This window comes from Enterobacter cloacae complex sp. I3 (assembly GCF_014896175.1).
Lineage (GTDB): Bacteria > Pseudomonadota > Gammaproteobacteria > Enterobacterales > Enterobacteriaceae > Enterobacter > Enterobacter bugandensis.
On sequence record NZ_JADBQZ010000002.1, the window covers coordinates 51,277 to 73,276 of the forward strand.

Sequence of the window (22,000 nt, forward strand, 5' to 3'; positions counted from 1 at the left end):
CTTATTTCCCCGTAAAGTTAGGCGCGCGCTTCGCGAGGAAAGCGCTGACGCCCTCGCGGTAGTCGTCGCTGCGACCGGCCAGACGCTGATAGTCGCGCTCCAGGTCAAGCTGCGCGTCGAGGGTGTTGGTTTCCGCAGCATTGATCGCCTGCTTGATCAGGCCCAGGCCGAAGGTCGGCTGCGAGGCAAAGTGCAGCGCCATCTGCTGCGCAGTGGCGGAAAGCTGGTCGTCGTCCACCACCTGCCAGATCATCCCCCACGCCTGCGCCTGCTCGGCGCTGAGTTTGTCCCCGAGCAGCGCCAGCCCCATGGCGCGGGCGCGTCCGGCCACGCGCGGCAGCAGCCACGTGCCGCCGCAGTCCGGCACCAGGCCGAGCTTGCTGAAGGCCATCACGAAGTTGGCCGACCGGGCGGCAATCACCATGTCACAGCCGAGCGCCAGCGTAGCTCCCGCGCCAGCCGCCACCCCGTTAACCGCGCAGATGACCGGCTTCGGCAGCTTTGCCAGGCGGCGCACCAGCGGGTTGTAGAAGGTTTCCACGGACATTCCCAGATCCGGCGCCGGGCCGTTGGGGTCGACGTTACGGTCGTTCAGATCCTGACCGGCGCAGAACCCGCGTCCTGCCCCGGTGATCAGCAGGCAGCGGATGGCGTCATCGCGCTCGGCCTGCTTCAGGCACTCGGCAAGCTGCTGGTGCATCACGTCGTTAAAGCTGTTCAGACGCTCCGGACGGTTCAGCGTAATGGTCATTACGCCCTGTTCTACGTGACTGAGAATAAATTCCACAATTAGCGTCCTTTAAAGTCGGGGGTGCGTTTTTGTAAGAAGGCGTCGATACCTTCCCGGCGGTCTTCGGTGGCGGCAAGCAGCGTAAACAGCTGGCGCTCCTGCGCGAGCCCGGCCTGCAGCGGCACCTCCTGGGACTGGCGCAGCGCCTGCTTCGCCGCCTGCAGCGCCAGCGGAGAGTGCCGCGCCATCAGCGCCGCCTGCTTCAGGGCGTACTCCAGTGTCAGAGACGCCGGGAAGAGATCGCTCACCAGCCCGGCGCCCAGCGCCTGCTCTGCGGTAATGCTCTCGCCGGTTAGCACCATTTTGCTGGCCAGGGATTTACCGACGCTGCGGATCAGTCGCTGGGTGCCACCCGCGCCGGGCATGATGCCCAGCGTGATTTCCGGCAGGCCGAAACGGGCGTTATCGCCAGCAATGATCACGTCGCACAGCAGCGCCAGCTCGCAGCCTGCGCCCAGCGCGAAGCCGTTCACGGCGGCAATCAGCGGTTTGTTAAACGCGTTAATGCGCGCCCACAGCTGCGGACGGATATCGTTCAGTGTGGCGGGCAGGTCTTTCTCCGCCATTTCGTTGAGATCGGCCCCGGCGGCAAAGCAGCGCTCGCTGCCGTAAATCACGCAGACGGCGATATCGTCATCCACGGCGGCAGCCTCAAGCTGTTCCGCAAGCTGCGCCAGCAGCGCATTGTTAAGGGCATTGCGCGCCGCCGGACGGTTCAGCGTCAGCTGCAGCACGCGGTCATGACGGGTAACAATCAGCTCGCTCATGCCATCCCCTTCGCGTCAAAGTCGACAATCACGTCGGCGGTTAACGGCAGCGACTGACAGCTCAGTACATACCCGGCGGCCAGCTCGTCCGGCTCCAGGCTGTAGTTGGTTGCCATGTCCACCTTGCCGCGCAGCACTTTGCATTTGCAGGTGGCGCACACGCCGCCCTTGCAGGCATACGGAAGATCCGCCCCCTGACGCAGGGCAGCATCAAGAATGCTTTCGTCGTCCGCCGTCAGGATGATTTCACGGTCGCGCCCGTCCTGGCGCACGGTCACTTTTTGACCTTCCGCCTGCACGTGCACCGCGCGCTTAACGGTGATTCCGGAGGTGTTAAAGCGCTCAAGGTGAATGGATTTGTCCGGCATCCCCAGCGCCTTCAGCGTCGCTTCGGCGTCGTCCATCATCGCCGACGGGCCGCAGATAAAGGCCTCGTCATACTGGCGGAAGTTGATCAGGGTTTTCGCCAGCGCCTGCAGCTTTTCCCCGTCGATGCGGCCAAAGAGCAGGTCGCTGTCCAGCCGCTCCTGGCTGAAGATGGAGACCAGCTGCAGCCGCTGCGGGTATTTGTCCTTCAGGTCCGCCAGCGCCTGGCGGAACATCATGCTCTGGCTGCTGCGGTTGCCGTAGATCAGGGTGAAATGGCTGTTGGATTCGGTTGAAAGCGTGGCGGAGATAATCGCCAGCATCGGGGTGATCCCGGAACCTGCGGCAATTGCCAGGTAGTGGCCTTCACGTTCAGCCTGCGGCTGGTAGCCAAACTGCCCTTGAGGAACCATCACCTCCAGCGCCATGCCGGCTTTGATCTCATCCCGGGCGTAGCGGGAAAAGCGCCCGCCCTCAATCGCTTTGACCGCCACGCTGATCTCACCCGGCGCGGTGCTGCGGCAGATGGAGTAGCAGCGGCGCAGCTCATCTTCGCCCAGCGTCGTTTTCAGGGTCAGGTGCTGGCCGGGGCGGAAGCGGTAGGCCTCCTGCAACGCCTGCGGCACCGCGAAGGTGATGGTTACCGCGTCGCGGGTTTCGGGTTCCACTTTTGCCACTGTTAATGAATGAAACGTTGTCATGGCAGCCTCAAATACATTTGAAATAGTCGAAGGGCTCGCGGCAGGTATTGCAGCGGTAGAGCGCTTTGCAGGCCGTCGAGCCAAATTCACTGATAAGGGAGGTGTCGGTACTGGCGCAGCGCGGGCAGCTCACCTCTGCAGGGGCGTGCGCGTGACAGCTATGCCCCACGGGTGGGCTGATGCCGTACGCCCGCAGGCGCTCGCGCGCGTCGGCGGTCATCCAGTCGGTGGTCCAGGCAGGTTCAAGCTGGAGCACGATGTGCACGGGAGTGAAGCCGTGCGCGGTCATCGCCTCGCGGATCGCCCCCAGCAGGTGTTCCGTTGCCGGGCAGCCCGAGTAGGTTGGCGTGAAACCAATCACCCAGCCTTCCCCCTGCGCCTTCACGCTGCGCACCATGCCTAAATCGGTGATGGTTAACACCGGCACTTCCGGATCGGGGATCTGGCTTAACAGCGACCAGATCTGCGGGATTTGCGCGGGCGCGATGTCGACGAGGCGTTGCATAGCGTTCTCCTTTACCACTGCTGACCGGGATACGCGCGCTGGAGATACTGCATTTCCGCCAGCATCGGACCCAGATGTTCGGTATGAAGCCCCTTCTTGCCCCCGGTGCGGTACGCCACCTCTGCGGGAACCTGCAGACAGGCTTCTTTCAGACCAGCAAACACTTCGCTTTCCCACGGCTGGCGCAGGGTTCGCGGATCCACCGCCACGCCGGCGTCAATCAGTTCAAGCTCGACCTCATCGGCGTCAAACAGCTCCGCCGTAAAACGCCACAGGCTGTCGATGGCCTGCTGCATTTTTTGCGCGGACGTTTCGGTCCCGTCGCCCAGCCGCACCAGCCAGCCGCGGCTGAAGCGCAGGTGGTAGCGCGCCTCTTTAATCGCTTTGGCGGCGATGGCGGCAAGCTGGCCGTCGCGGCTTTGGGTCAGACGTTCGTACAGCGCCACGTTCCAGGCATCCATCAGGTACTGGCGGGCAATCGTGTCGGCGAAGCTGCCGTTCGGCTGCTCCACCAGCAGGACGTTGCGGAACTGGCGCTCGTCGCGGCCAAACGCCAGCGTGTCTTCATCGCCCTGGCCTTCTAATTCCGCGGCATAGGTCAGGAAATTGCGCGCCTGCCCCAGCAGGTCGAGGCCGATATTGGCGAGCGCGAGGTCAATTTCCAGTTCAGGCGCGTGGCCGCACCAGGCGCCGAGACGCTGGGAGAGCACCAGACCGTTGTCGCCCAGACGCAGGGCATAGGCAGTCACTGAGTTCATTCTTTGCCTCACATATGCTCGATGCCGTCAGGGATGGTGTAGAACGTCGGATGGCGGTAAACCTTGCTTTCCGCCGGGTCGAAGAACTCGCCGCTCTCTTCCGGCTGGGAGGCCACAATTTCACTCGCCTTCACCACCCAGATAGAACACCCTTCGCTGCGGCGGGTGTAGGCATCACGGGCATTTTCCAGCGCCATGCGATCGTCGGCGGCATGCAGGCTGCCCACGTGACGGTGGGATAACCCTTGTTTGCTGCGTACGAACACTTCGTACAGCGGCCAGTAGACATTGCTCATGGTTATTTCCTCTTATGCGGCCTGACGGGTACGTTGTTTTTCGGCGTGCGCCAGCGCGGCTTCCCGCACCCACGCCCCGTCGTCCCAGGCTTTGCGTTTCGCGGCCAGACGTTCGTGGTTACAGATGCCACGCCCGTTAATGACCTCGTCAAACTCCTGCCAGTCGATCTCGCCGAAGCGGTAGTGTCCGCTCTCTTCATCGAAACGCAGGTCCGGATCCGGCACCGTCATGCCTAGCATCTCCACCTGCGGAACCGTGTTGTCGACAAAGCGCTGGCGCAGCTCGTCGTTGCCAAAGCGTTTGATTTTCCAGGCCAGGCTGCGGGCGCTGTTCGGCGAGTTGTCGTCGTTCGGCCCGAACATCATCAGCGCCGGCCACCAGAAGCGGTTGATGGCGTCCTGCAGCATCTGACGCTGGGCCTCACTGCCCTGCGCCAGCGCCATGCAGGCTTCAAAACCCTGACGCTGGTGGAAGCTCTCTTCTTTACAGATTTTCACCATCGCCCGGGCATACGGGCCGTAGGAGGTACGGCACAGCGCCACCTGGTTGACGATGGCCGCCCCGTCCACCAGCCAGCCGATCACGCCGATATCGGCCCAGCTCAGGGTCGGATAGTTGAAGATGGAGGAGTATTTCATCTTGCCGTCGAGCATCTTCTGGTAGATGTCTTCCCGCGCGCAGCCCAGCGTTTCCGCCGCGCTGTAGAGGTAAAGCCCGTGTCCGGCTTCGTCCTGCACTTTCGCCAGCAGGATCGCTTTTCGGCGCAGCGTCGGCGCGCGGGCTATCCAGTTCCCTTCCGGGAGCATGCCGACAATTTCGGAGTGCGCGTGCTGACCAATCTGGCGGATCAGCGTTTTACGGTAGGCTTCCGGCATCCAGTCCTGAGGCTCAATCGCCGTCTCCTGCGCTATGCGCTGCTCAAACCGTTGTTCTTGCGTCACGTCATCACCTTTATGATTCGTTAGTTTGCAAATTAAAGTGAAATGTTGAATCACTTTGTTTTTTAAAAGTTACACAAAGGTTAAATATAACCCCAAGAATTGTTTCCCGGTTTTGTGATGCTGCTCGCAAGGCTTATACGCCAACCTTTTGCGAAGCGCCCTTACGCGACGCGATTCGTCCAGTCAGATCACAACGTTAACAATTCATTAAAAACACAGCTTGATTTTTATGATTCGCGATCAAACTATTAATAGTGAAATCACGAAACATTTGGAGATAAGCGATGCAGCAGTTAGCCAGCTTCTTGTCCGGTACCTGGCAGTCTGGCCGGGGCCGCGAACGCGCGATTCATCACGCCATCAGCGGCGAAGCACTCTGGGAAGTGACCAGCGAAGGGCTGGACATGGCGGCCGCCCGTCGCTATGCCATTGAGCATGGGGGCGAGGCATTGCGCACCATGACCTTTATTGAACGTGCCGCCATGCTGAAAGCGGTGGCGAAACACCTGCTCGGCGAAAAAGAGGCGTTTTATGCCCTGTCCGCCCAGACGGGCGCGACGAAGGCGGACAGCTGGGTCGATATTGAAGGCGGCATCGGCACCCTCTTCACTTATGCCAGCCTGGGCAGCCGCGAGCTGCCGGACGACACGCTGTGGCCGGAAGATGAGCTAATCCCCCTGTCGAAAGAAGGCGGCTTTGCGGCGCGCCACGTTCTGACCTCGAAATCCGGCGTGGCGGTACACATCAACGCCTTCAACTTCCCCTGCTGGGGAATGCTGGAAAAACTCGCGCCGACCTGGCTTGCCGGGATGCCCGCCATCATCAAGCCCGCCACCGCTACCGCGCAGGTGACGCAGGCGATGATCAAATCCATCGTGGACAGCGGACTGGTGCCGGACGGCGCCATCAGCCTGATTTGCGGCGGCGCGGGCGATCTGCTCGACCAGCTCGACAGCCAGGACGTGGTGACCTTTACCGGCTCCGCCAGCACCGGGCAAAGCCTGCGCGTGCACCCGAATATTGTGGCGAATTCGATACCGTTCACCATGGAAGCCGACTCCCTGAACTGCTGCGTGTTGGGTGAAGACGTCACGCCGGAGCAGCCGGAGTTTGCCCTGTTCATTCAGGAGGTGGTCCGCGAAATGACCGCCAAGGCCGGGCAGAAATGTACCGCCATTCGCCGGATTATCGTCCCGCAAAGCCAGGTTGATGCCGTCAGCCAGGCGCTGATTGCCCGTCTGGAAAAGGTGGTAATGGGCGACCCGGCGCAGGAAGGGGTGAAGATGGGAGCACTGGTCAACGCTGAACAGCGCGCAGACGTGCAGGAGAAAGTGGATCGGCTGGTCGCCGCAGGCTGCCAGATCCGTCTGGGCGGCAAAGCGGATTTGCAGGCCGCGGGGGCGTTCTTCCCGCCGACCCTGCTGTTCTGCCCGCAGCCGGATGAAACCCCGGCGGTGCACGATACCGAAGCCTTCGGCCCGGTCGCCACCCTGATGCCGTATCGCAGTGCAGAGCACGCCATGCAGCTTGCCCGCGCGGGCGGCGGCAGCCTGGCGGGGACGCTTGTCACCGCAGACCTGAACATTGCCCGCCAGTTTATTGCCGGCGCGGCGCGTGCCCACGGGCGTATTCAGATTCTTAATGAAGAATCATCAAAAGAGTCTACCGGCCACGGCTCCCCGCTTCCTCAGCTAATGCACGGCGGCCCTGGCCGCGCGGGCGGCGGCGAAGAGCTGGGCGGCCTGCGCGCGGTGAAGCACTACCTGCAGCGCACCGCGATTCAGGGTAGCCCGACGATGCTGGCCGCCATCGGCAAACAGTGGGTGCGTGGCGCAGCGGTGCAGGAAGATCGCGTCCATCCGTTCCGTAAATACTTTGAGGAACTGCAGCCGGGCGACAGCCTGCTGACGCCGCGCCGCACGCTAACGGAGGCGGACATCGTCAATTTTGCCTGCCTGAGCGGTGACCACTTCTACGCCCATATGGACAAGATCGGGGCGGCAGAGTCGATCTTTGGCGAACGCGTGGTCCACGGCTACTTCCTGATCTCCGCCGCGGCGGGACTGTTCGTTGATGCAGGCGTCGGGCCGGTGATTGCCAACTACGGCATGGAAAACCTGCGCTTTATCGAGCCGGTCAAGCCGGGCGACACCATCCAGGTGCGTCTGACCTGCAAGCGCAAAACGCTGAAGAAACAGCGTACCGCCGAGGAAAAACCGACCGGCGTGGTGGAATGGGCGGTAGAGATTTTCAACCAGCACCAGCAGGCCGTGGCGCTCTACTCCATTCTGACGCTGGTGGCGCGCCAGCGGGGTGATTTCAGCTAACGTTCTCCCTCATCCTGACCCTCTCCCCAACGGGGAGAGGAGATTGCTCTGCACGTCCTGTTATTTATCTCAGCGTCTTTTTTAACCTGGCAAGACCAACAAATAACCTGGCAGATGCAGGCAAACGCTTTTCTCAGGCGCCTGTCAGGATAAGGCTGTCATAACACAATAAACCCTAAAAACACAACAAGATGAGGTCTACGATGGGAAGCAATTCTTCTTTTTCTGCCCGTAGAACGGCGCTTGCTATGGCCGTTGCGCTCTGTTGCGCCTGGCAATCCCCTGCTTTCGCCCACGGCAGCGAGGCGCATATGGTCCCGATGGACAAAACACTGCAGGATTTTGGCGCGGACGTTCAGTGGGATGATTACGCACAGATGTTCACCATTGCGAAAGACGGCGCCTTCGTGAAGGTCAAACCGGGCGCAAAGACGGCCATCGTCAACGGTCACCCCCTCAAGCTTGAAGTGCCGGTAGTGATGAAGGACAAAAAAGCCTTTATCTCAGAGACCTTCATCAACGATGTTTTCCAGTCTGGTCTTGACCAGACCTTCCAGGTTGAAAAACGTCCTCACCCGCTAAACGCGCTCACGGCGGACGAAATTAAGCAGGCTGTCGGGATTGTGAAAGCCTCTGCGGATTTTAAACCCAATACCCGCTTTACCCAGATCGCCCTTGCGGAACCAGAGAAAGCCAAAGTGTGGGACTTTGTGCTCAACGGTACGGCAGTGGACGCCCCTCGCCAGGCGAAGATCGTCATGCTCGACGGCAAGCACGTTATCGAAAGCGTAGTGGACCTGAAGGATAAAAAAATCCTGCGCTGGGAGCCGGTGAAGGACGCGCACGGCATGGTGCTGCTGGATGATTTCACCGCGGTTCAGCAGATCATTAACGAGAGCTCGGAGTTTGCCGAGGTGCTTAAAAAACACGGCATAACCGACCCGAAAAAAGTGATCACCACGCCGCTTACCGTCGGCTACTTCGACGGTAAAGACGGCCTGAAGCAGGAAGACCGCCTGCTTAAGGTGGTGAGCTATTTGGACGTCGGCGACGGCAACTACTGGGCGCACCCGATCGAGAACCTCGTGGCCGTGGTCGATCTTGAGCAGAAAAAAATTCAGAAGATTGAAGAAGGTGCCGTTGTGCCGGTTCCGATGACTCCGCGCCCCTATGACGGCCGCGACCGTGTCGAGACGCCGAAAAAGCCGCTCGACATCATTGAGCCGGAAGGCAAGAACTACACCATTACCGGCGACATGGTGCACTGGCAGAACTGGGATTTCCACCTGAGCCTGGATTCCCGCGTCGGCCCGATGATTTCGACCGTCACTTACAACGACAACGGGAAAAAGCGTCAGGTGATGTATCAGGGATCGCTCGGCGGCATGATTGTCCCTTACGGCGATCCGGACGTGGGCTGGTACTTCAAGGCCTATCTCGACTCCGGCGACTACGGCATGGGCACCCTGACCTCGCCACTGGTGCGCGGTAAAGACGTGCCGTCCAACGCCGTGATGCTCAACGAAACCATCCCGGACTACACCGGCACGCCGATGGAGATCCCGCGCGCGATCGCCATTTTCGAACGCTACGCGGGGCCAGAATATAAACATCAGGAGATGGGCAAGCCGAACGTCAGCGCCGAACGCCGCGAGCTGGTGGTGCGCTGGGTGAGTACCGTGGGCAACTACGATTACATCTTCGACTGGGTGTTCCACGAAAACGGCACCATCGGCATTGACGCCGGTGCAACGGGTATCGAGGCGGTGAAAGGCGTGCAGGCAAAAACCATGCATGATGCCACCGCCAAAGACGACACAAAGTACGGCACGCTGATCGATCATAATATCGTGGGCACCACGCATCAGCACATCTATAACTTCCGTCTTGATATGGACGTGGACGGCATCAACAACAAGCTGGTGGCGATGGATCCGGAGGTGAAGCCGAATACCGCCGGCGGCCCGCGCACCAGCACCATGCAGGTGAACCAGTATGACATTGATACCGAACAGCAGGCGGCGCAGAAGTTTGACCCGGGCACCATCCGACTGCTGAGCAACACCAGCAAGGAGAACCGCATGGGCAACCCGGTCTCGTACCAGATTATCCCTTACGCGGGCGGTACTCATCCGGTGGCGACAGGCGCGAAATTTGCGCCGGACGAGTGGATCTACCATCGTCTGAGCTTTATGGATAAACAGCTGTGGGTGACGCGTTACCACCCGGATGAGCTGTATCCGGAAGGGAAATTCCCGAACCGCTCTATCCACGATACGGGTCTGGGCCAGTACAGCAAGGATAACGAGTCGCTCAACGACCAGGACGACGTGGTGTGGATGACCACTGGCACCACCCACGTCGCACGCGCGGAAGAGTGGCCGATCATGCCGACGGAATGGGTGCATACCCTGCTTAAACCGTGGAACTTCTTCGACGAGACGCCAACGCTCGGGAAGAAAAAAGACGAAAAATAACCATCCGCCGGGCAATTGCCCGGTTTTTTTTGCCCTGGCGTTTGAGGATCGTCCTGGCTTGCTTATAGTTACTGATATCTCACCTGCATGATTTTTCCCCCGGACGGGAAAGGGCTTTATGGAAAAAAGAAAAAAACCGACGCTGGAACGAGCAACCTGGCCGACGCGCCACGCCATGGTTATGCACGGGCTGGCGATGAACCTGCCCTGGCTGGCTTTCGTCAACATCAGCTTCGCCGTGATGATTCTGCTGCGCCATGTTCTGCTTAACGCCAGCGATCCCCTTTATCCCCACTTGCCGCATATGATGAAAATGGTCGACGCATCGATGCTCGGCATTATTATCCTCTCGGCTGCACTGATCCTTATGGGCTGGCGGCGCATCGCCGGTATCAGCGTAGTGCTGTGTATCTGTAGTGCTATCTGGTCGATATCGTGCTTCTGGTTCATCACTGATTTACTGCTGCCCCACGTCTGGCCGCTGTGCGTTATTTTATTACTCGCTGGGTTAACGGCCCTCTACTTTTACCCTGTGGGGTTGCTCGCCTTCGTGCTCCCGCTCTGGATAACCCTGCCGATTGCAAGCTGGGCACTGAATGATGGCCTTAATCTTCACTTCGTTATCATCTGGAGCGTCTTTTCGCTGATCCTGATCTGCGGGCGCTTCATCCTCTTAAGCTGGTTTGACGAGGCCTGGCGACGTAACCAGCAAAACCAGCTGCTGATCTCACGACTGGATGCGCTGGCGCATCAGGATCCGTTAACCACAACCGCCAACCGCCGGAAGATGGAGGTGGTGCTGGAGAACGCGGTTGAGCAGAAGAAACCGTTCTCGCTGATTATGCTGGATATTGACTATTTCAAACGCTACAACGACACCTACGGTCACCAGGCGGGTGACGAATGTCTGACGCGGGTGGCGCGGGTGCTGAAGCAGTCGGTGCGCACACCTGAGGATGTGGTGTCACGCTACGGTGGCGAAGAGTTTCTGGTGATTCTGTTTAATTGCCCTGAAGCCATCGCGGAAAAGGTCGCCCTGCGTATTAAGGACGGCCTGCGCGCGGAGTCCATACCGCACGGCTCCTCAACCGTCAGTGACCACGTCACCGTGAGCATGGGCATTGCGAGCATGGCGGAGGGATTAGCCGGCACCGAGATCATTGCCCGCGCCGACGCGGCGCTGTACCGGGCGAAAGAGGCCGGGCGGGATCGGGTATGCCGCTGAGAACGACGGCTATTCCTTATGCCGCTCGGCGATCCACTTACGGTATTGCCCGGGCGACATTCCTGTCACGCCAGAGAATGCGCGTCTGAATGCCGTATCGTCAGCGTAACCGCAAGCCTCGGCAATCTGCCCTATCACGTTTCCCGGCTGCTCCAGGAGCCGCATCGCCTTTTCAATACGCATGCGCGTCAAAAAGTTTTTAGGGCTTTCATTCATCTCTTCCGCCATTTTTCGATGCAGGGTACGGGTGGTCATATTCAGCGCCCGCGCAAGCTGCTCCACGGTAATCGCCGGATTTTCATACCGGACGATGTGCTCCGCTTTCATAATCATCGGGTGTACTGAGTTTAAAAAACCAGCCGGCGCGTAAACCTGCTGAGACAACGGCTGGCTGTCAGCCACGGCCATATCGGCCGTCAGGCGCGCCAGCTTCTGCCCCGCGTGCAGACGAATGATGTGCAGCGCCACGTCAACCCACGAGAGCGGGCCTCCGGAAGTGATAATCCGCGCGTCCTGCACCAGCGCCTTCCCCCAGACCGGTTTGCTGAGTGGATAACGCTGGCGGAAAGTGTGGTAAAGCCACCAGGTCGTCGTGCATGTCCGGCCATTTAGCACCCCCGCTTCGGCGAGAACCAGCCCGCCGGCACAGGCTCCCGCCAGCAACGCCCCCTGACTATGCTGGCCCCGCAGCCATTCGCCAGCCTCGTGGACCGCCGCTGGCGAGACCGGGCGCTTTTGCTCGTCAAGCTTCATCCCGCTGACAATCACGAGATCGAAGGTTCCGCCGGTTGTAAAACTCCCGTCGGCGTCAATCAGCCGGCCCTGTGCGTCCGGAACCGGCGTCCCCTCCGCGGTGATGGTGGCCGCTTCAAAAGCAGAAATGCCCTCGCCGTCCGGCTGCTGGGCAATCACCTCGTTGGCCAGCCAGAACATATCGCAGATCCCAGCCACGGCGGATTTCATGCTGCCGGGTAACGCTAAAATGCCAATTTTCATGATTCAGGTCTGAGCAGAATGTCTGATTTCGTATGATAACCGTCATTTCGGACACTACAAGCGTCATTACACCTCTCGTTACACTGTGCCTCACCGTCCCTCAGGAAATTACGTCACGCCTATGAAACCGACACGCTTGCCCGTTCTTCTTACTTTGCTGTGCCTGGCCGCATCGCAGCCAGTGCAGGCGCGGATTAATAACATCATCCTCGTGCACGGAGCCTTTACCGATGGTTCCGTCTGGCAGGCGGTAATCGGCCGCTTGCAGTCCCGGGGCTACCACGTCACGGCAGTGCAGAACCCCCTGACTTCGCTGGCAGATGACGTCGCCGCCACGGAGCGCGTCATCGATCGCCAACAAGGGGATGTCGTCCTTGTCGGGCACTCCTGGGCCGGCGCGGCGATCGCCCAAGCGGGCAATAACCCGAAGGTGAAGAAGCTGGTTTTCCTTTCCGCCCTTGCCCCCGATAGCGGAGAATCGGTCGCCTCTCTTCTGACACGTCTTAACGCGCCGATGGCGGACATGCGCCCGGATAAGCAGGGATTCATCTGGCTGGACGATCCCGTGGCTTATCAGCGCGTTATGGCCAATGACCTGCCTCTCAGACGCGTAAAAGTACTTACGGCGACCCAGCAGCCTATCGCGGCGAGCGCCTTTAGCGAGAAGATTGAGCACGCCGCCTGGCGTGAAAAACCCTCATGGTATTTGCTGACCGAAGACGATCGCGCCCTCTCTCCCGGCGTCCAGCAGCAGCTTGCCGGTGCCATGAACGCCACCGTCATGCGGATAAAGAGTAGCCATATGTCGATGATTTCCCACCCGGACGCCGTCAGCCAGCTTATCGAACAAGCAACCCAGCTCAACGTAAAGGAAACCAAAAAATGAAGATCCTGCATATAGATTCAAGCATTAACGGCGAGTTCTCACTTTCACGTCAGCTGACGGCAGAGGTGGTTCGCCAGCTCGCGTCAGACAAGGTGGTCTATCGCGACGTCGTTAAGGCGCCCGTTGCCCATCTCACCGGCGCCGTTGCCGCCGGCTTCCGGACGCTGCGGATAGCCACGGACGCGACGGCGCAAGACGTCCGCGAACGCCAGCTGTCCGGGGAGCTGGTGAGCGAATTTCTCGACAGCGACATTATTGTAATAGGCGCGCCTATGTATAACTTCTCCGTTTCAACGCAGCTTAAAGCCTGGTTAGATCGGCTGGCCCAGCCGGGAAAAACATTCAGCTATACCCCAACGGGCCCGGTGGGACATGCGACCGGCAAGAGGATTATCGTCGTTTCTACTCGCGGCGGGATCTATCACGGTACGCCAATCGCGGACATGGATTTTCAGGAGCGATACCTGCAGAAGTTTTTTGGCTTTCTGGGCATCGACAGAGTGGAATTCGTGCGTGCTGAAGGGGCGACGCGCGGTGAGGAGATCCGCGCTAAAGGCGTTGCGCAGGCGTTTGACGCAATTCCGTCCGTCATCGCCGCCTCGCTGAAATAGTCATCGGGTGAAAGCATGCCGGGTAAGCGTGGCCGCCACCCGGCTTTTTTTAGTACCGCACGCAAACCGACTTGGTTTCGCACCAGCCGTCCAGCCAGTCCGGGCCAAAATCACGTCCTGTACCGGACTGCTTCATGCCACCGAACGGCAGGTTAGCGTCAATCAGCGTATGGCTGTTCACCCACACGGTGCCCGCCTGCAGCCGATCGGTGTACTCCAGCGCCTTGCTGATATTCTGCGTCCAGACGCTGGCCGTCAGGCCATATTCGGTGTCGTTTGCCAGCTGGAGCGCCTCTTCTCCGTCGGATACCCGCACCAGGTTGACCACCGGACCAAACACCTCTTCTCGGGTTAACCGCAGCGCGGCATCCGGGTTCACCACCAGCGTAGGCGACACGTAATAGCCTTTGCCCTCCGGGCCGCGATTACCGACGATCAGCTCCGCATTGCGCGACGTCGCCTCGTCGAGGAAGGTCTGCACCTTATCGCAGTGGGCGCGCGACACCAGCGGGTTGATAAACGCCTCCGGCGACATGCCCGGCCCGACGCTCAGGGATTTCACCGCCTGTTCGAACCCGCTCACCAGCGTGTCAAACAGCGGCGCTTCAATGTAGATGCGTGAGCTCGCCGCGCACACCTGCCCCTGGTTCAGGAAGCTGCCGGTCATTAATCCTTCTATCACCCATGCGGGGTCCGCATCCTTCAGCACGATGGCCGGGTTTTTCCCGCCCAGCTCCAGGGTCACCCCGGTTAGCGTGTCCGCCGCCGCGCGGGCAATTTGCTTACCCGTTGCCGTTGAGCCGGTAAAGCTCACCTTCGCAATATGCGGGTGCGAGGTCAGCGCTGCGCCACACACCGCGCCGCTGCCGGTTACCACGTTGAACACCCCGTCCGGGATGCCCGCTTCGCTGGCCAGCTCCGCCACGCGCAGCATGGTCAGCGGCGTGGTTTCAGACGGCTTAATGACGATAGAGCAGCCCGCAGCCAGCGCTGGCATCACTTTCCACATCCCGATCATCAGCGGGAAGTTCCAGGGCACAATCCCGGCCACCACACCAACCGGCTCCTTACGCGTCCACGCCTGGTAGCGCGCACCCTGCGGCAGCGGGATGGAAAGATCGAGTGTTTTGCCCGCAATTTTGGTGGTCAGCCCGGCGGTATAGCGCATCCAGTTGAGGGTGCAGCCCACTTCAAAAGCCCGGGAGATGTTAATTGATTTGCCCTGCTCCAGCGTTTCAAGCTGGGCCAGCTCCTCGCCGTGCTGTTCGACCAGATCGGCGAAATGGAGCAGGATCCGCTCGCGCTCCGCCGGTAATTTTCCGGCCCAACTGCGGGCCACAAAGGCGCGCCAGCCGGACATAACGGCCCGGTCAACGTCATCGACGCTGGCATCGGCGGTCGAGGCAATCACCTCGCCCGTGGCCGGGTTGTAGACGTTCAGCCGTTTTTCGCTGTCCGACGCGGCCTGACGCCCTTCAATCCACAGGCCGTGGTGTCGGTCTAAAAACTGCTGCACGGCAGGCAGAATAGCCACCGGTGATTCAGACATAGGATACTCCTTCGTTATTCTTCGCAGGGTGTTCATCCAGTCTATGTGGGGTTTTGCATTCTCGCTTTTGTCTCTGTGACATTCGCTTTGCCACCTGTGACAGGTGCCGCAAATCGCGATAATCGCCGCTTATATCGCTGTTACCGGTGAGTGTTCTTTCCTATAGTCAGCCTCATAGCTCTGACAAAATGCAACACAAATGCAACAATGCGAAAACGTTGACGGTGCAGCGAGAGAAACGATGGCGTGTGCAAGCGAGCAGGAACAGTATCAGCAGTGGCTGGCGCAGATTAACCAGGTTTGCGGGCGTTTCAACGCCCAGCCCACCGAAGGCAAATTCTTCGGCGAGCTGGAAACCAGCTACGCGCGCAGCCTGAAGCTCAGTACCGTCACCGCCGGCGGCGTTAACCTGTTCCGCTCCCGACGGGAGATCGCACAGAGTAATGATGCCTGGTTCTACACCGTCTTCCAGCTTGAAGGCAGCGCGCAAATTGAGCAGGATGAGCGTCGCGCGGTGCTTAGAACAGGGGATATCACGCTGATTGACGCCTCTCGTCCCTGCTCGATCAACTGGCAGGAAAAGTCCCGCCAGATTTCGCTGCTGGTTCCCCGTCAGATTATCGAGCAGCAGTGCCGCTTTCAGGAGGTAAGCTGCGCGCTCGCCCTTTCCCGCACCTTACCCACGGTCCAGCTGAGCCATCGCCTGCTGATGGAAAGTATGAACAACCGCGACCTGAGTGACCGGGAGAGTGAAGCGGCGCTTGAGGCGATGGTCTGCCTGCTGCGCCCCGCGTTCCAGCAGCGCGACGTGATTCAGCCGCGCAAGGAGCGCCAGTTCCAGCACGTTGTGGCGCTGATTGACAACCATATTCAGTCTGAATCGCTGCGTCCGGAATGGATTGCCGCCGAGAGCGGAATGTCCGTGCGCAGCCTCTACCGCATGTTTGCCGAGAAGGGGCTGGTGGTGGCGCAGTACATTAAAAACCGTCGTCTGGATCTCTGCGCGCAGGAATTGCAGTCAACCGGCGACGATGAAAAGCTGGCGGGCATTGGCTACAGCTGGGGATTCACCGACCATAGCCACTTTTCAACGGCCTTTAAGCAGCGTTTTGGCGTCTCGCCGGGTGAATACCGCAAGCGCTACCGCTAGCTATTTTTTCAGCCACTTACCGTTAATGCCCTTCACGTACTCGCCCGGCTGCGCGCGGGCCACCAGCTTTTGCCCCGCCATTTTCGCCACTTCATCAACCGGCAAATTATTGCTGTCGGCCAGCTTCTGATAGCTCTCCGTGCGCGCTGCGTTAATGCGATTCACCAGCTCCAGCGTTTCGGCATCCTGTTGGATCGGAGCAAGATAGCCGCTCAGGGTTTCCCCCACGCGCCCCTGCGCGCGGGCATCGTTTAAGGTCAGCGCAGCCGCCTGCACGTTTATACTCAGGGCCAGTAAAATCAACGCTAATCGTTTCATGGCTTCCTCAGAACAGATCGCTGCGCGATTTCAGCAGGGCTTCAACGTCTTTATCGACCTTAATGTGGATCTCGTGTTCGATTTTGACATTCATATTGATGGTAATCGGCTCCTTTGGCGCAGCGACTTCAATGCGCGGCGTACAGCCGGTCAGTAGCGCGGCAACGGTGAGCGCACCAGCCATCTTTTTCATTGTTGTTCCTCACTTTCCTTGCCAGTCGAACTGCGGAGACCGGGAATCGCCGCGTGTTGCTCAAACCAGGTTTGCAGGTTGTCGCCAAAACGCAGGCTGCGCCACAGAGTAAAGACATTCTCGGCATGGGTGTAGTTCAGATTGACGGAGCTGCTTTTGCCGTCCACGCGGCTGGTCCCCTTGATGGTCGCCTGCATAGTTAATTCACCCAGGTTATCTAAATTGATTCTCGTCCACGACTGCGAAATTTCCATGTAGCGGAGCCAGTTAATCGCTGCGCCCGCGACCATATTATCCTTCACGATGGCGTCTGCCGTATCTTTGTCGATGCGCAGCGTCATTGGCCCCGGGTTGGTCAGCCAGCCATCTTTAATGATCCATTTTTCATTGTCCAGCCAGAACGGCAGCGCCCCGCTCACCGGGCCCGACAGGGTAAACTGCTTCGGGTTGACGGCGCTGATCAGCTCGCTTGAGGAGATATTGTCCACGCGCAGCAGGGCCGGATCGTGCTGCGGCATCCGCAGTTGCTGCATGGTGATCTTCCCGCCGAGCGTTTCTACCTTAACGTTGGTGAGCAGCAGCGGGTTGTCCTCCGTCCAGGGGTAATTCCCCTGCAGGTCCGCGGTAATGTTGCGCGCGGTCACCAGGTTTTCCACTTCGCCAATGCGCAACGTGACCGGGCCGCGCGTGCCCAGGGACCAGGTGCCCTCGCTGAAGCGGAACGGCAGCACAAAATCGACACCGTTGATCTGGTTGTCCGGCATCCAGGCGCTGCCGGATTTCAGCACGCCGTGTCCGCCCGCCTCAAAGCCCTGATCGGGCGCCGCCGAGAAGGCAACCTGCGCATAGAGTTCTCCGTCACGCAGCGTCATTTTCCAGTCCTGCGGGACCAGCGGCTGGAAGACGGTGAGCGACTGTTTCGGCCACCAGGCCTGCCCGCGAAGGCGCACGCCATCCCAGCGTCCGTTCACCTGTACCGGGCCGATGTTGTCCGCATGGAGGTCGCCCTTAAACTGAAAAACAGTCGGGTCGGTACCGTCGACGCTGAAGGTCAGGACCGAGGGCGGCAATACGCTGCCGCCGGAGAACCGGGTTTGCCCGGCATTAAGCGACAGCGCGCCGCTGAATGCAGGTTTTTCGGCATCGCGCAGCCAGCGTACAGGCCTATCCAGCACCAGACGCGGCTTGCTGACCTCCATGGTGCCGTACTGAAGCTTGTCAAAACCGGTGGAGAGCGCCGTCAGCTCAATAAGGTTGTCGCGCCACTCGCCTTTCCCGGCGACATCCCAGCGGGCATGCATCGGCGTAAAGCCGCCTTTTCCCCAGTAGCGCCACTGCCACAGGCCGTTATCAGGTAAAAAGTCGTTGGCCTGACCGTCCAGGTGGAGTTCAAAACCGCCCATCTCGTTTTCATGGGCACGCAGAATAGCCTGCAGACGCCCGTCCACGCCCTTCTGGGTGAGCTTCACGCCCGCCAGCGGCCAGCGGATTTCATCGATATCGAGTGAGTCAATAATGCGCCCGCGCGAGCGGAGCAGCGCGCCGGGCTCAAAAGCAAGCTGCGGTTCATACAAGCTGCCGGTCAGTGTGGCGGGCAATTTGGCGTAAAGAATGAGATCGTTTTGCTTCGCCTCGCCGCTCAGATGCAGCGGCATGTTGCTGTTTTCCATGCTGAGCCTGCCGGGCCCAATGTTCAGTACCGCGTTACCTTTACCCGCATCGCCTTGCGTCAACACGTTCAGTCGTCCGGTCAGGGTGGCTTTCTCCAGCCCCTGCTGCCAGTTGTCGGCGCGAAGGGACACGCGTCCGCTCAACGGCATACCCGAAAGATCCCAGTTCCAGCGCCCGTCGCTGATGTTCAGCTGTTTCGCCGTGATCTGCCACGGCAGGTCGAGAAGCGGATCGGGGTTATCCCGCGCCATCACCACCAGCTGTCCCTGATTGTCTTCCCAGTCGAGATCGGCATCGACCAGAGACGTTAACTGTGGCACGTTAAAGGTCGCGACCGCATGGCCTTTCACCGGCACGCCGTCCGGCACCAGCGGCAAAGTGAACTCGCCCACCAGCTTAATCGGCTGCGGCTGGTCAGGGAGCTGAACATCAAACTGGCTGACCGAGAGCGTCTGGCCGCGAAGCGTGCCTTTGATGCTGACCTGTTCGCCTCTGTAAGCGATCTCCTGGCTGGAGGGCGTCAGTGACGCATTGAGCTCGCCCTGCCACTGCTGCCAGGGCGAGAGCGTCAGACGGTGAATGGTGAGCCAGGTATTGGGCAACACAGCCTGCCACTGGGCCAGCGTTTTGGGGGCGACCGTTGAGGGTGCAGACTGGGGAATTTTGCTCAGGCAGACGGTGTTAAGATCCAGCGCGCCGATATCCAGTTTCCAGCGGCTAGGATGTGACAGCGTCACGTTATCGATGCGGGCAATTTCGCAGTCTTCCACCAGATAGCGAAGATCGGGGATCACCAGCGCGTGGCGAGTCAGTTTTGGGCTTTCTTCGAAAGCAATGCGCGTCCCGACGGGGAGCCAGATCCCGGCAAGCGTCGGCACCCACTGGGCGAGCGTCATCAGCAGCGTCAGCGGCACCAAAATCAACAGCAGTAAAACCGCAATGGCGGCTTTGTATTTACCCTTCATGGGCAATTAATGTCCTGATTTTTCAAAAGAATTAAGCCAGCAATGCCGAATATTGTCGCATGTTTAGCCAGTCAGTTGTAGCGAGTGTCATTTTTAAGGATAGATGCTCTAGAATAATTGATAGAACTTATTGAATTCAATAATATTTTAGAAATTGTAAGATAATTTTAATCATGCTAACGTGAATGCAAAATCACTGGAGAAAGTCTTATGAAACTCGCGGTATATAGCACAAAGCAGTACGACAAAAAGTATCTGCAACATGTTAACGAAGCTTACGGGTTTGAGCTTGAATTTTTCGACTTTCTGCTGTCCGAAAAAACCGCCAAAACGGCGCACGGCTGTGAAGGCGTCTGCATTTTTGTTAACGATGACGGCAGTCGTCCGGTGCTGGAAGAGTTGAAAAAGCAGGGAGTGAAATATATCGCCCTGCGCTGCGCCGGCTTTAACAACGTTGATCTCGACGCGGCAAAAGAGCTGGGTCTGAAGGTGGTTCGCGTCCCGGCGTACTCCCCGGAAGCGGTAGCAGAACATGCGATTGGCATGATGATGTCGCTCAACCGTCGTATTCACCGCGCTTATCAGCGCACCCGTGACGCCAACTTCTCGCTGGAAGGGCTGACCGGCTTTACCATGTACGGCAAAACCGCGGGCGTGATCGGCACCGGTAAAATTGGCGTGGCTGCCCTGCGCATTCTGAAAGGCTTCGGCATGCGTCTGCTGGCATTCGATCCGTACCCAAGCGCCGCAGCGTTGGATCTGGGCGTGGAGTACGTCGACCTGCCGACGCTGTTCTCGCAGTCCGACGTGATCTCCTTGCACTGCCCGCTGACGCCGGAAAACTACCACCTGCTTAACCAGGCGGCGTTTGACCAGATGAAAGACGGCGTGATGATCATCAACACCAGCCGCGGCGGTCTGGTTGACTCTCAGGCTGCTATCGAAGCGCTGAAAACCCAGAAAATTGGCGCGCTGGGGATGGACGTGTATGAGAACGAGCGCGATCTGTTCTTTGAAGACAAGTCCAACGATGTGATCCAGGACGACGTGTTCCGCCGTCTGTCTGCCTGCCATAACGTCCTGTTTACCGGCCACCAGGCGTTTTTGACTGCCGAAGCGCTGATCAGCATTTCGGAAACCACGCTGGGGAATCTTCAGCAGTTAGAAAAGGGTGAACCGTGTCCTAACGAACTGGCTTAAATGCTACGCCGGGTGGGGCTAAGCTTCATCCGGCGCGTTTGTTTCCCAGCTTCGGTGAGCAACGCGCCACCAGAGCAGGACGGCGGCCAGCGCAATCGCGCTCAGGACACTGAATGCCGTCGCAAACGAGTAATGACCGGCGATCGTCCCGGTTAACGCAGGGCTCATGGCTGCCCCCACTCCCTGCATCAGCATCACCACACTCTGCCCGGCATTAACGTGCCCGCTTCCGCGCAGCAGCACCACAATAAACGACGGTACGACGACACCCAGGATCCCGGCGGCGAGACCGTCGAGAATTTGTACTGGGATCATCATTAACGGCGCGTCGGTCGATGCCGCCAGCGCCGCGCGCACCGGCATAACCAGCAGCGCCAGCATAATCAAGCGCCAGTAGCCGTAGCGTTCTATTCGGCCTGCAACCCAGATGGCAACGGGGATCATCACCGCCTGCGAGATGATGACGGTGCCTGCCGCGTACAGGCCAGGGTTGATCGAGGCGGGTGCCGCGGCCACCCTCATGCTCAGCATCGGCAGCAGTGCGGCATTCGCCAGATGGAACAGCAGTAGCGTCAGTCCGGTCACAAACAGCGCCCGGTTTTTAATCAGCACCGCGTAGCCGGGGACAGGAACGCTACCTGAGGATGAAAGCCCTCGCGCCGCATCGTTATCAATGTCCCCGTTGCGGATGGCAAGCAGCGCGCAGAGCGTCAGCAGCGTCGTGCAGGTCATCAGCAGGAAAATCCCCCCGACGCCCCAATACCAGGCAATACCGCCTGCTATCACTGCGGTGACAAAATTGCCGCCGTGATTAAACGCCTCATTTTTGCCCATCTGCGCGCTGAACCCGCGCTGGCCGGTCAGGCCCAGCGTAATCCCGGCGATGAGCGGCCCGACAAACGCCGCGCAGATGCCGGTGACCATTTGTGAGACGGCAACAACGCTGGTCTGCTGGCTAAACCAGAGCAGCAGCGTGCTGAGAGTGATCAAAGTGCAGAGCAGCGCCAGCACGGCGCGTTTGTTCCGCGAAGTGTCAGTAATTACCCCCGCCGGGAGCGTAGCCAGCAATCCCGCCAGCCCACCGGCAGTCATCAGGATGCCAATATCATCGGGGCTCCAGTGGCGTTCTGTCAGAAAGATACCGAGAAAAGGACCAAGGCCATCACGGACATCCGCAATGAAAAAACTTGTCAGGCATAACGCCCGCAGCGAACGAAGAGACATACTTCCTGCCTGTAAATTATCCGGCTCGCGTTTCGCGATGACCCGCGTCCAGACGCTCGTACAATAAAATTTAAAATGTAGCG

At 59.4% G+C, this 22,000-nt stretch carries 20 protein-coding genes; 7 read left to right on the forward strand and 13 right to left on the reverse strand.

Annotation, left to right across the window (positions count from 1 at the left end):
- Position 1: 1 nt before the first annotated feature.
- Genes paaG through paaA form a run of 7 tightly spaced genes read right to left on the reverse strand, consistent with a single transcriptional unit; the run spans position 2 to position 5,125 of the window.
- The gene (gene paaG, locus IM271_RS01540) at positions 2-790 is read right to left on the reverse strand and encodes a 2-(1,2-epoxy-1,2-dihydrophenyl)acetyl-CoA isomerase PaaG (RefSeq protein ID WP_041910183.1); all 789 of its coding nucleotides are present in this window, start codon (positions 788-790) and stop codon (positions 2-4) included.
- The gene (gene paaF / locus IM271_RS01545; RefSeq protein WP_069732324.1) at positions 790-1,557 is read right to left on the reverse strand and encodes a 2,3-dehydroadipyl-CoA hydratase PaaF; all 768 of its coding nucleotides are present in this window, start codon (positions 1,555-1,557) and stop codon (positions 790-792) included. The genes paaG and paaF overlap by 1 nt, the downstream gene beginning before the upstream one ends.
- Entirely contained in the window at positions 1,554-2,624 is a 1,071-nt protein-coding gene (gene paaE, locus IM271_RS01550; RefSeq protein WP_193052062.1) for a 1,2-phenylacetyl-CoA epoxidase subunit PaaE, read from the reverse strand. The genes paaF and paaE overlap by 4 nt, the downstream gene beginning before the upstream one ends.
- A gap of 7 nt (positions 2,625-2,631) precedes the next feature.
- On the reverse strand, positions 2,632-3,129 hold the full coding sequence (paaD, locus tag IM271_RS01555; RefSeq protein ID WP_028013029.1) for a 1,2-phenylacetyl-CoA epoxidase subunit PaaD: 498 nt from the start codon (positions 3,127-3,129) through the stop codon (positions 2,632-2,634).
- Positions 3,130-3,140: 11 nt separating this feature from the next.
- Positions 3,141-3,887 carry a 1,2-phenylacetyl-CoA epoxidase subunit PaaC gene (gene paaC, locus IM271_RS01560; RefSeq protein WP_047365291.1) on the reverse strand — a complete coding sequence of 249 codons (747 nt, stop codon included), beginning with the start codon at positions 3,885-3,887 and terminating at the stop codon, positions 3,141-3,143.
- A gap of 8 nt (positions 3,888-3,895) precedes the next feature.
- Positions 3,896-4,183, reverse strand: coding sequence for a 1,2-phenylacetyl-CoA epoxidase subunit PaaB (gene paaB / locus IM271_RS01565; protein ID WP_003857353.1), 288 nt, complete (start codon positions 4,181-4,183; stop codon positions 3,896-3,898).
- A gap of 12 nt (positions 4,184-4,195) precedes the next feature.
- Positions 4,196-5,125 (reverse strand): 1,2-phenylacetyl-CoA epoxidase subunit PaaA, encoded by a 930-nt coding sequence (gene paaA / locus IM271_RS01570; RefSeq protein WP_028013027.1) that lies wholly within the window; start codon positions 5,123-5,125, stop codon positions 4,196-4,198.
- A 284-nt stretch (positions 5,126-5,409) separates the two neighbouring features.
- Between paaA and paaZ the strand changes: the two genes are divergently transcribed.
- The 3 genes from paaZ to IM271_RS01585 all read left to right on the forward strand — a co-directional run bounded on the left by paaZ (position 5,410) and on the right by IM271_RS01585 (position 11,154).
- Positions 5,410-7,452, forward strand: a complete 2,043-nt coding sequence (gene paaZ, locus IM271_RS01575) for a phenylacetic acid degradation bifunctional protein PaaZ (RefSeq protein WP_193052063.1) — start codon at positions 5,410-5,412, stop codon at positions 7,450-7,452.
- 203 nt (positions 7,453-7,655) lie between these two features.
- On the forward strand, positions 7,656-9,929 hold the full coding sequence (gene tynA / locus IM271_RS01580; RefSeq protein ID WP_193052064.1) for a primary-amine oxidase: 2,274 nt from the start codon (positions 7,656-7,658) through the stop codon (positions 9,927-9,929).
- Between the two features lie 118 nt (positions 9,930-10,047).
- Positions 10,048-11,154, forward strand: coding sequence for a GGDEF domain-containing protein (locus IM271_RS01585; RefSeq protein ID WP_193052065.1), 1,107 nt, complete (start codon positions 10,048-10,050; stop codon positions 11,152-11,154).
- 9 nt (positions 11,155-11,163) lie between these two features.
- On the opposite strand, the gene IM271_RS01590 is transcribed toward IM271_RS01585, so the two are convergent.
- Positions 11,164-12,150, reverse strand: coding sequence for a GlxA family transcriptional regulator (locus IM271_RS01590; protein WP_193052066.1), 987 nt, complete (start codon positions 12,148-12,150; stop codon positions 11,164-11,166).
- Between the two features lie 121 nt (positions 12,151-12,271).
- On the opposite strand from IM271_RS01590, the gene IM271_RS01595 reads away from it, so the two are divergent.
- Together IM271_RS01595 and IM271_RS01600 are read left to right on the forward strand one after the other, a co-directional pair.
- Entirely contained in the window at positions 12,272-13,036 is a 765-nt protein-coding gene (locus IM271_RS01595; RefSeq protein WP_063942534.1) for an alpha/beta fold hydrolase, read from the forward strand.
- Positions 13,033-13,647 (forward strand): FMN-dependent NADH-azoreductase, encoded by a 615-nt coding sequence (locus IM271_RS01600; RefSeq protein WP_193052067.1) that lies wholly within the window; start codon positions 13,033-13,035, stop codon positions 13,645-13,647. The genes IM271_RS01595 and IM271_RS01600 overlap by 4 nt, the downstream gene beginning before the upstream one ends.
- A gap of 49 nt (positions 13,648-13,696) precedes the next feature.
- Here IM271_RS01600 and IM271_RS01605 read toward each other — a convergent pair whose 3' ends face one another.
- Positions 13,697-15,196 (reverse strand): aldehyde dehydrogenase family protein, encoded by a 1,500-nt coding sequence (locus IM271_RS01605; RefSeq protein WP_069732334.1) that lies wholly within the window; start codon positions 15,194-15,196, stop codon positions 13,697-13,699.
- Between the two features lie 241 nt (positions 15,197-15,437).
- Here IM271_RS01605 and feaR point away from each other — a divergent pair, with 241 nt between their 5' ends.
- Positions 15,438-16,346 (forward strand): transcriptional regulator FeaR, encoded by a 909-nt coding sequence (feaR, locus tag IM271_RS01610; RefSeq protein ID WP_193052121.1) that lies wholly within the window; start codon positions 15,438-15,440, stop codon positions 16,344-16,346.
- On the opposite strand, the gene IM271_RS01615 is transcribed toward feaR, so the two are convergent.
- Genes IM271_RS01615 through IM271_RS01625 form a run of 3 tightly spaced genes read right to left on the reverse strand, consistent with a single transcriptional unit; the run spans position 16,347 to position 19,493 of the window.
- Positions 16,347-16,664, reverse strand: coding sequence for a YdbL family protein (locus IM271_RS01615; RefSeq protein WP_028013020.1), 318 nt, complete (start codon positions 16,662-16,664; stop codon positions 16,347-16,349).
- 7 nt (positions 16,665-16,671) lie between these two features.
- Positions 16,672-16,857: a YnbE family lipoprotein gene (locus tag IM271_RS01620; protein ID WP_028013019.1), complete on the reverse strand. Its 186-nt coding sequence runs from the start codon at positions 16,855-16,857 to the stop codon at positions 16,672-16,674.
- Positions 16,854-19,493, reverse strand: a complete 2,640-nt coding sequence (locus tag IM271_RS01625) for a YdbH family protein (protein WP_193052068.1) — start codon at positions 19,491-19,493, stop codon at positions 16,854-16,856. The genes IM271_RS01620 and IM271_RS01625 overlap by 4 nt, the downstream gene beginning before the upstream one ends.
- A 210-nt stretch (positions 19,494-19,703) precedes the next feature.
- Between IM271_RS01625 and IM271_RS01630 the strand changes: the two genes are divergently transcribed.
- Entirely contained in the window at positions 19,704-20,693 is a 990-nt protein-coding gene (locus IM271_RS01630) for a 2-hydroxyacid dehydrogenase (RefSeq protein WP_028013015.1), read from the forward strand.
- A gap of 18 nt (positions 20,694-20,711) precedes the next feature.
- Here IM271_RS01630 and IM271_RS01635 read toward each other — a convergent pair whose 3' ends face one another.
- Complete coding sequence (locus tag IM271_RS01635; protein ID WP_193052069.1) at positions 20,712-21,917, reverse strand: MFS transporter; 1,206 nt, start codon at positions 21,915-21,917, stop codon at positions 20,712-20,714.
- Between the last annotated feature and the right edge of the window lie 83 nt (positions 21,918-22,000).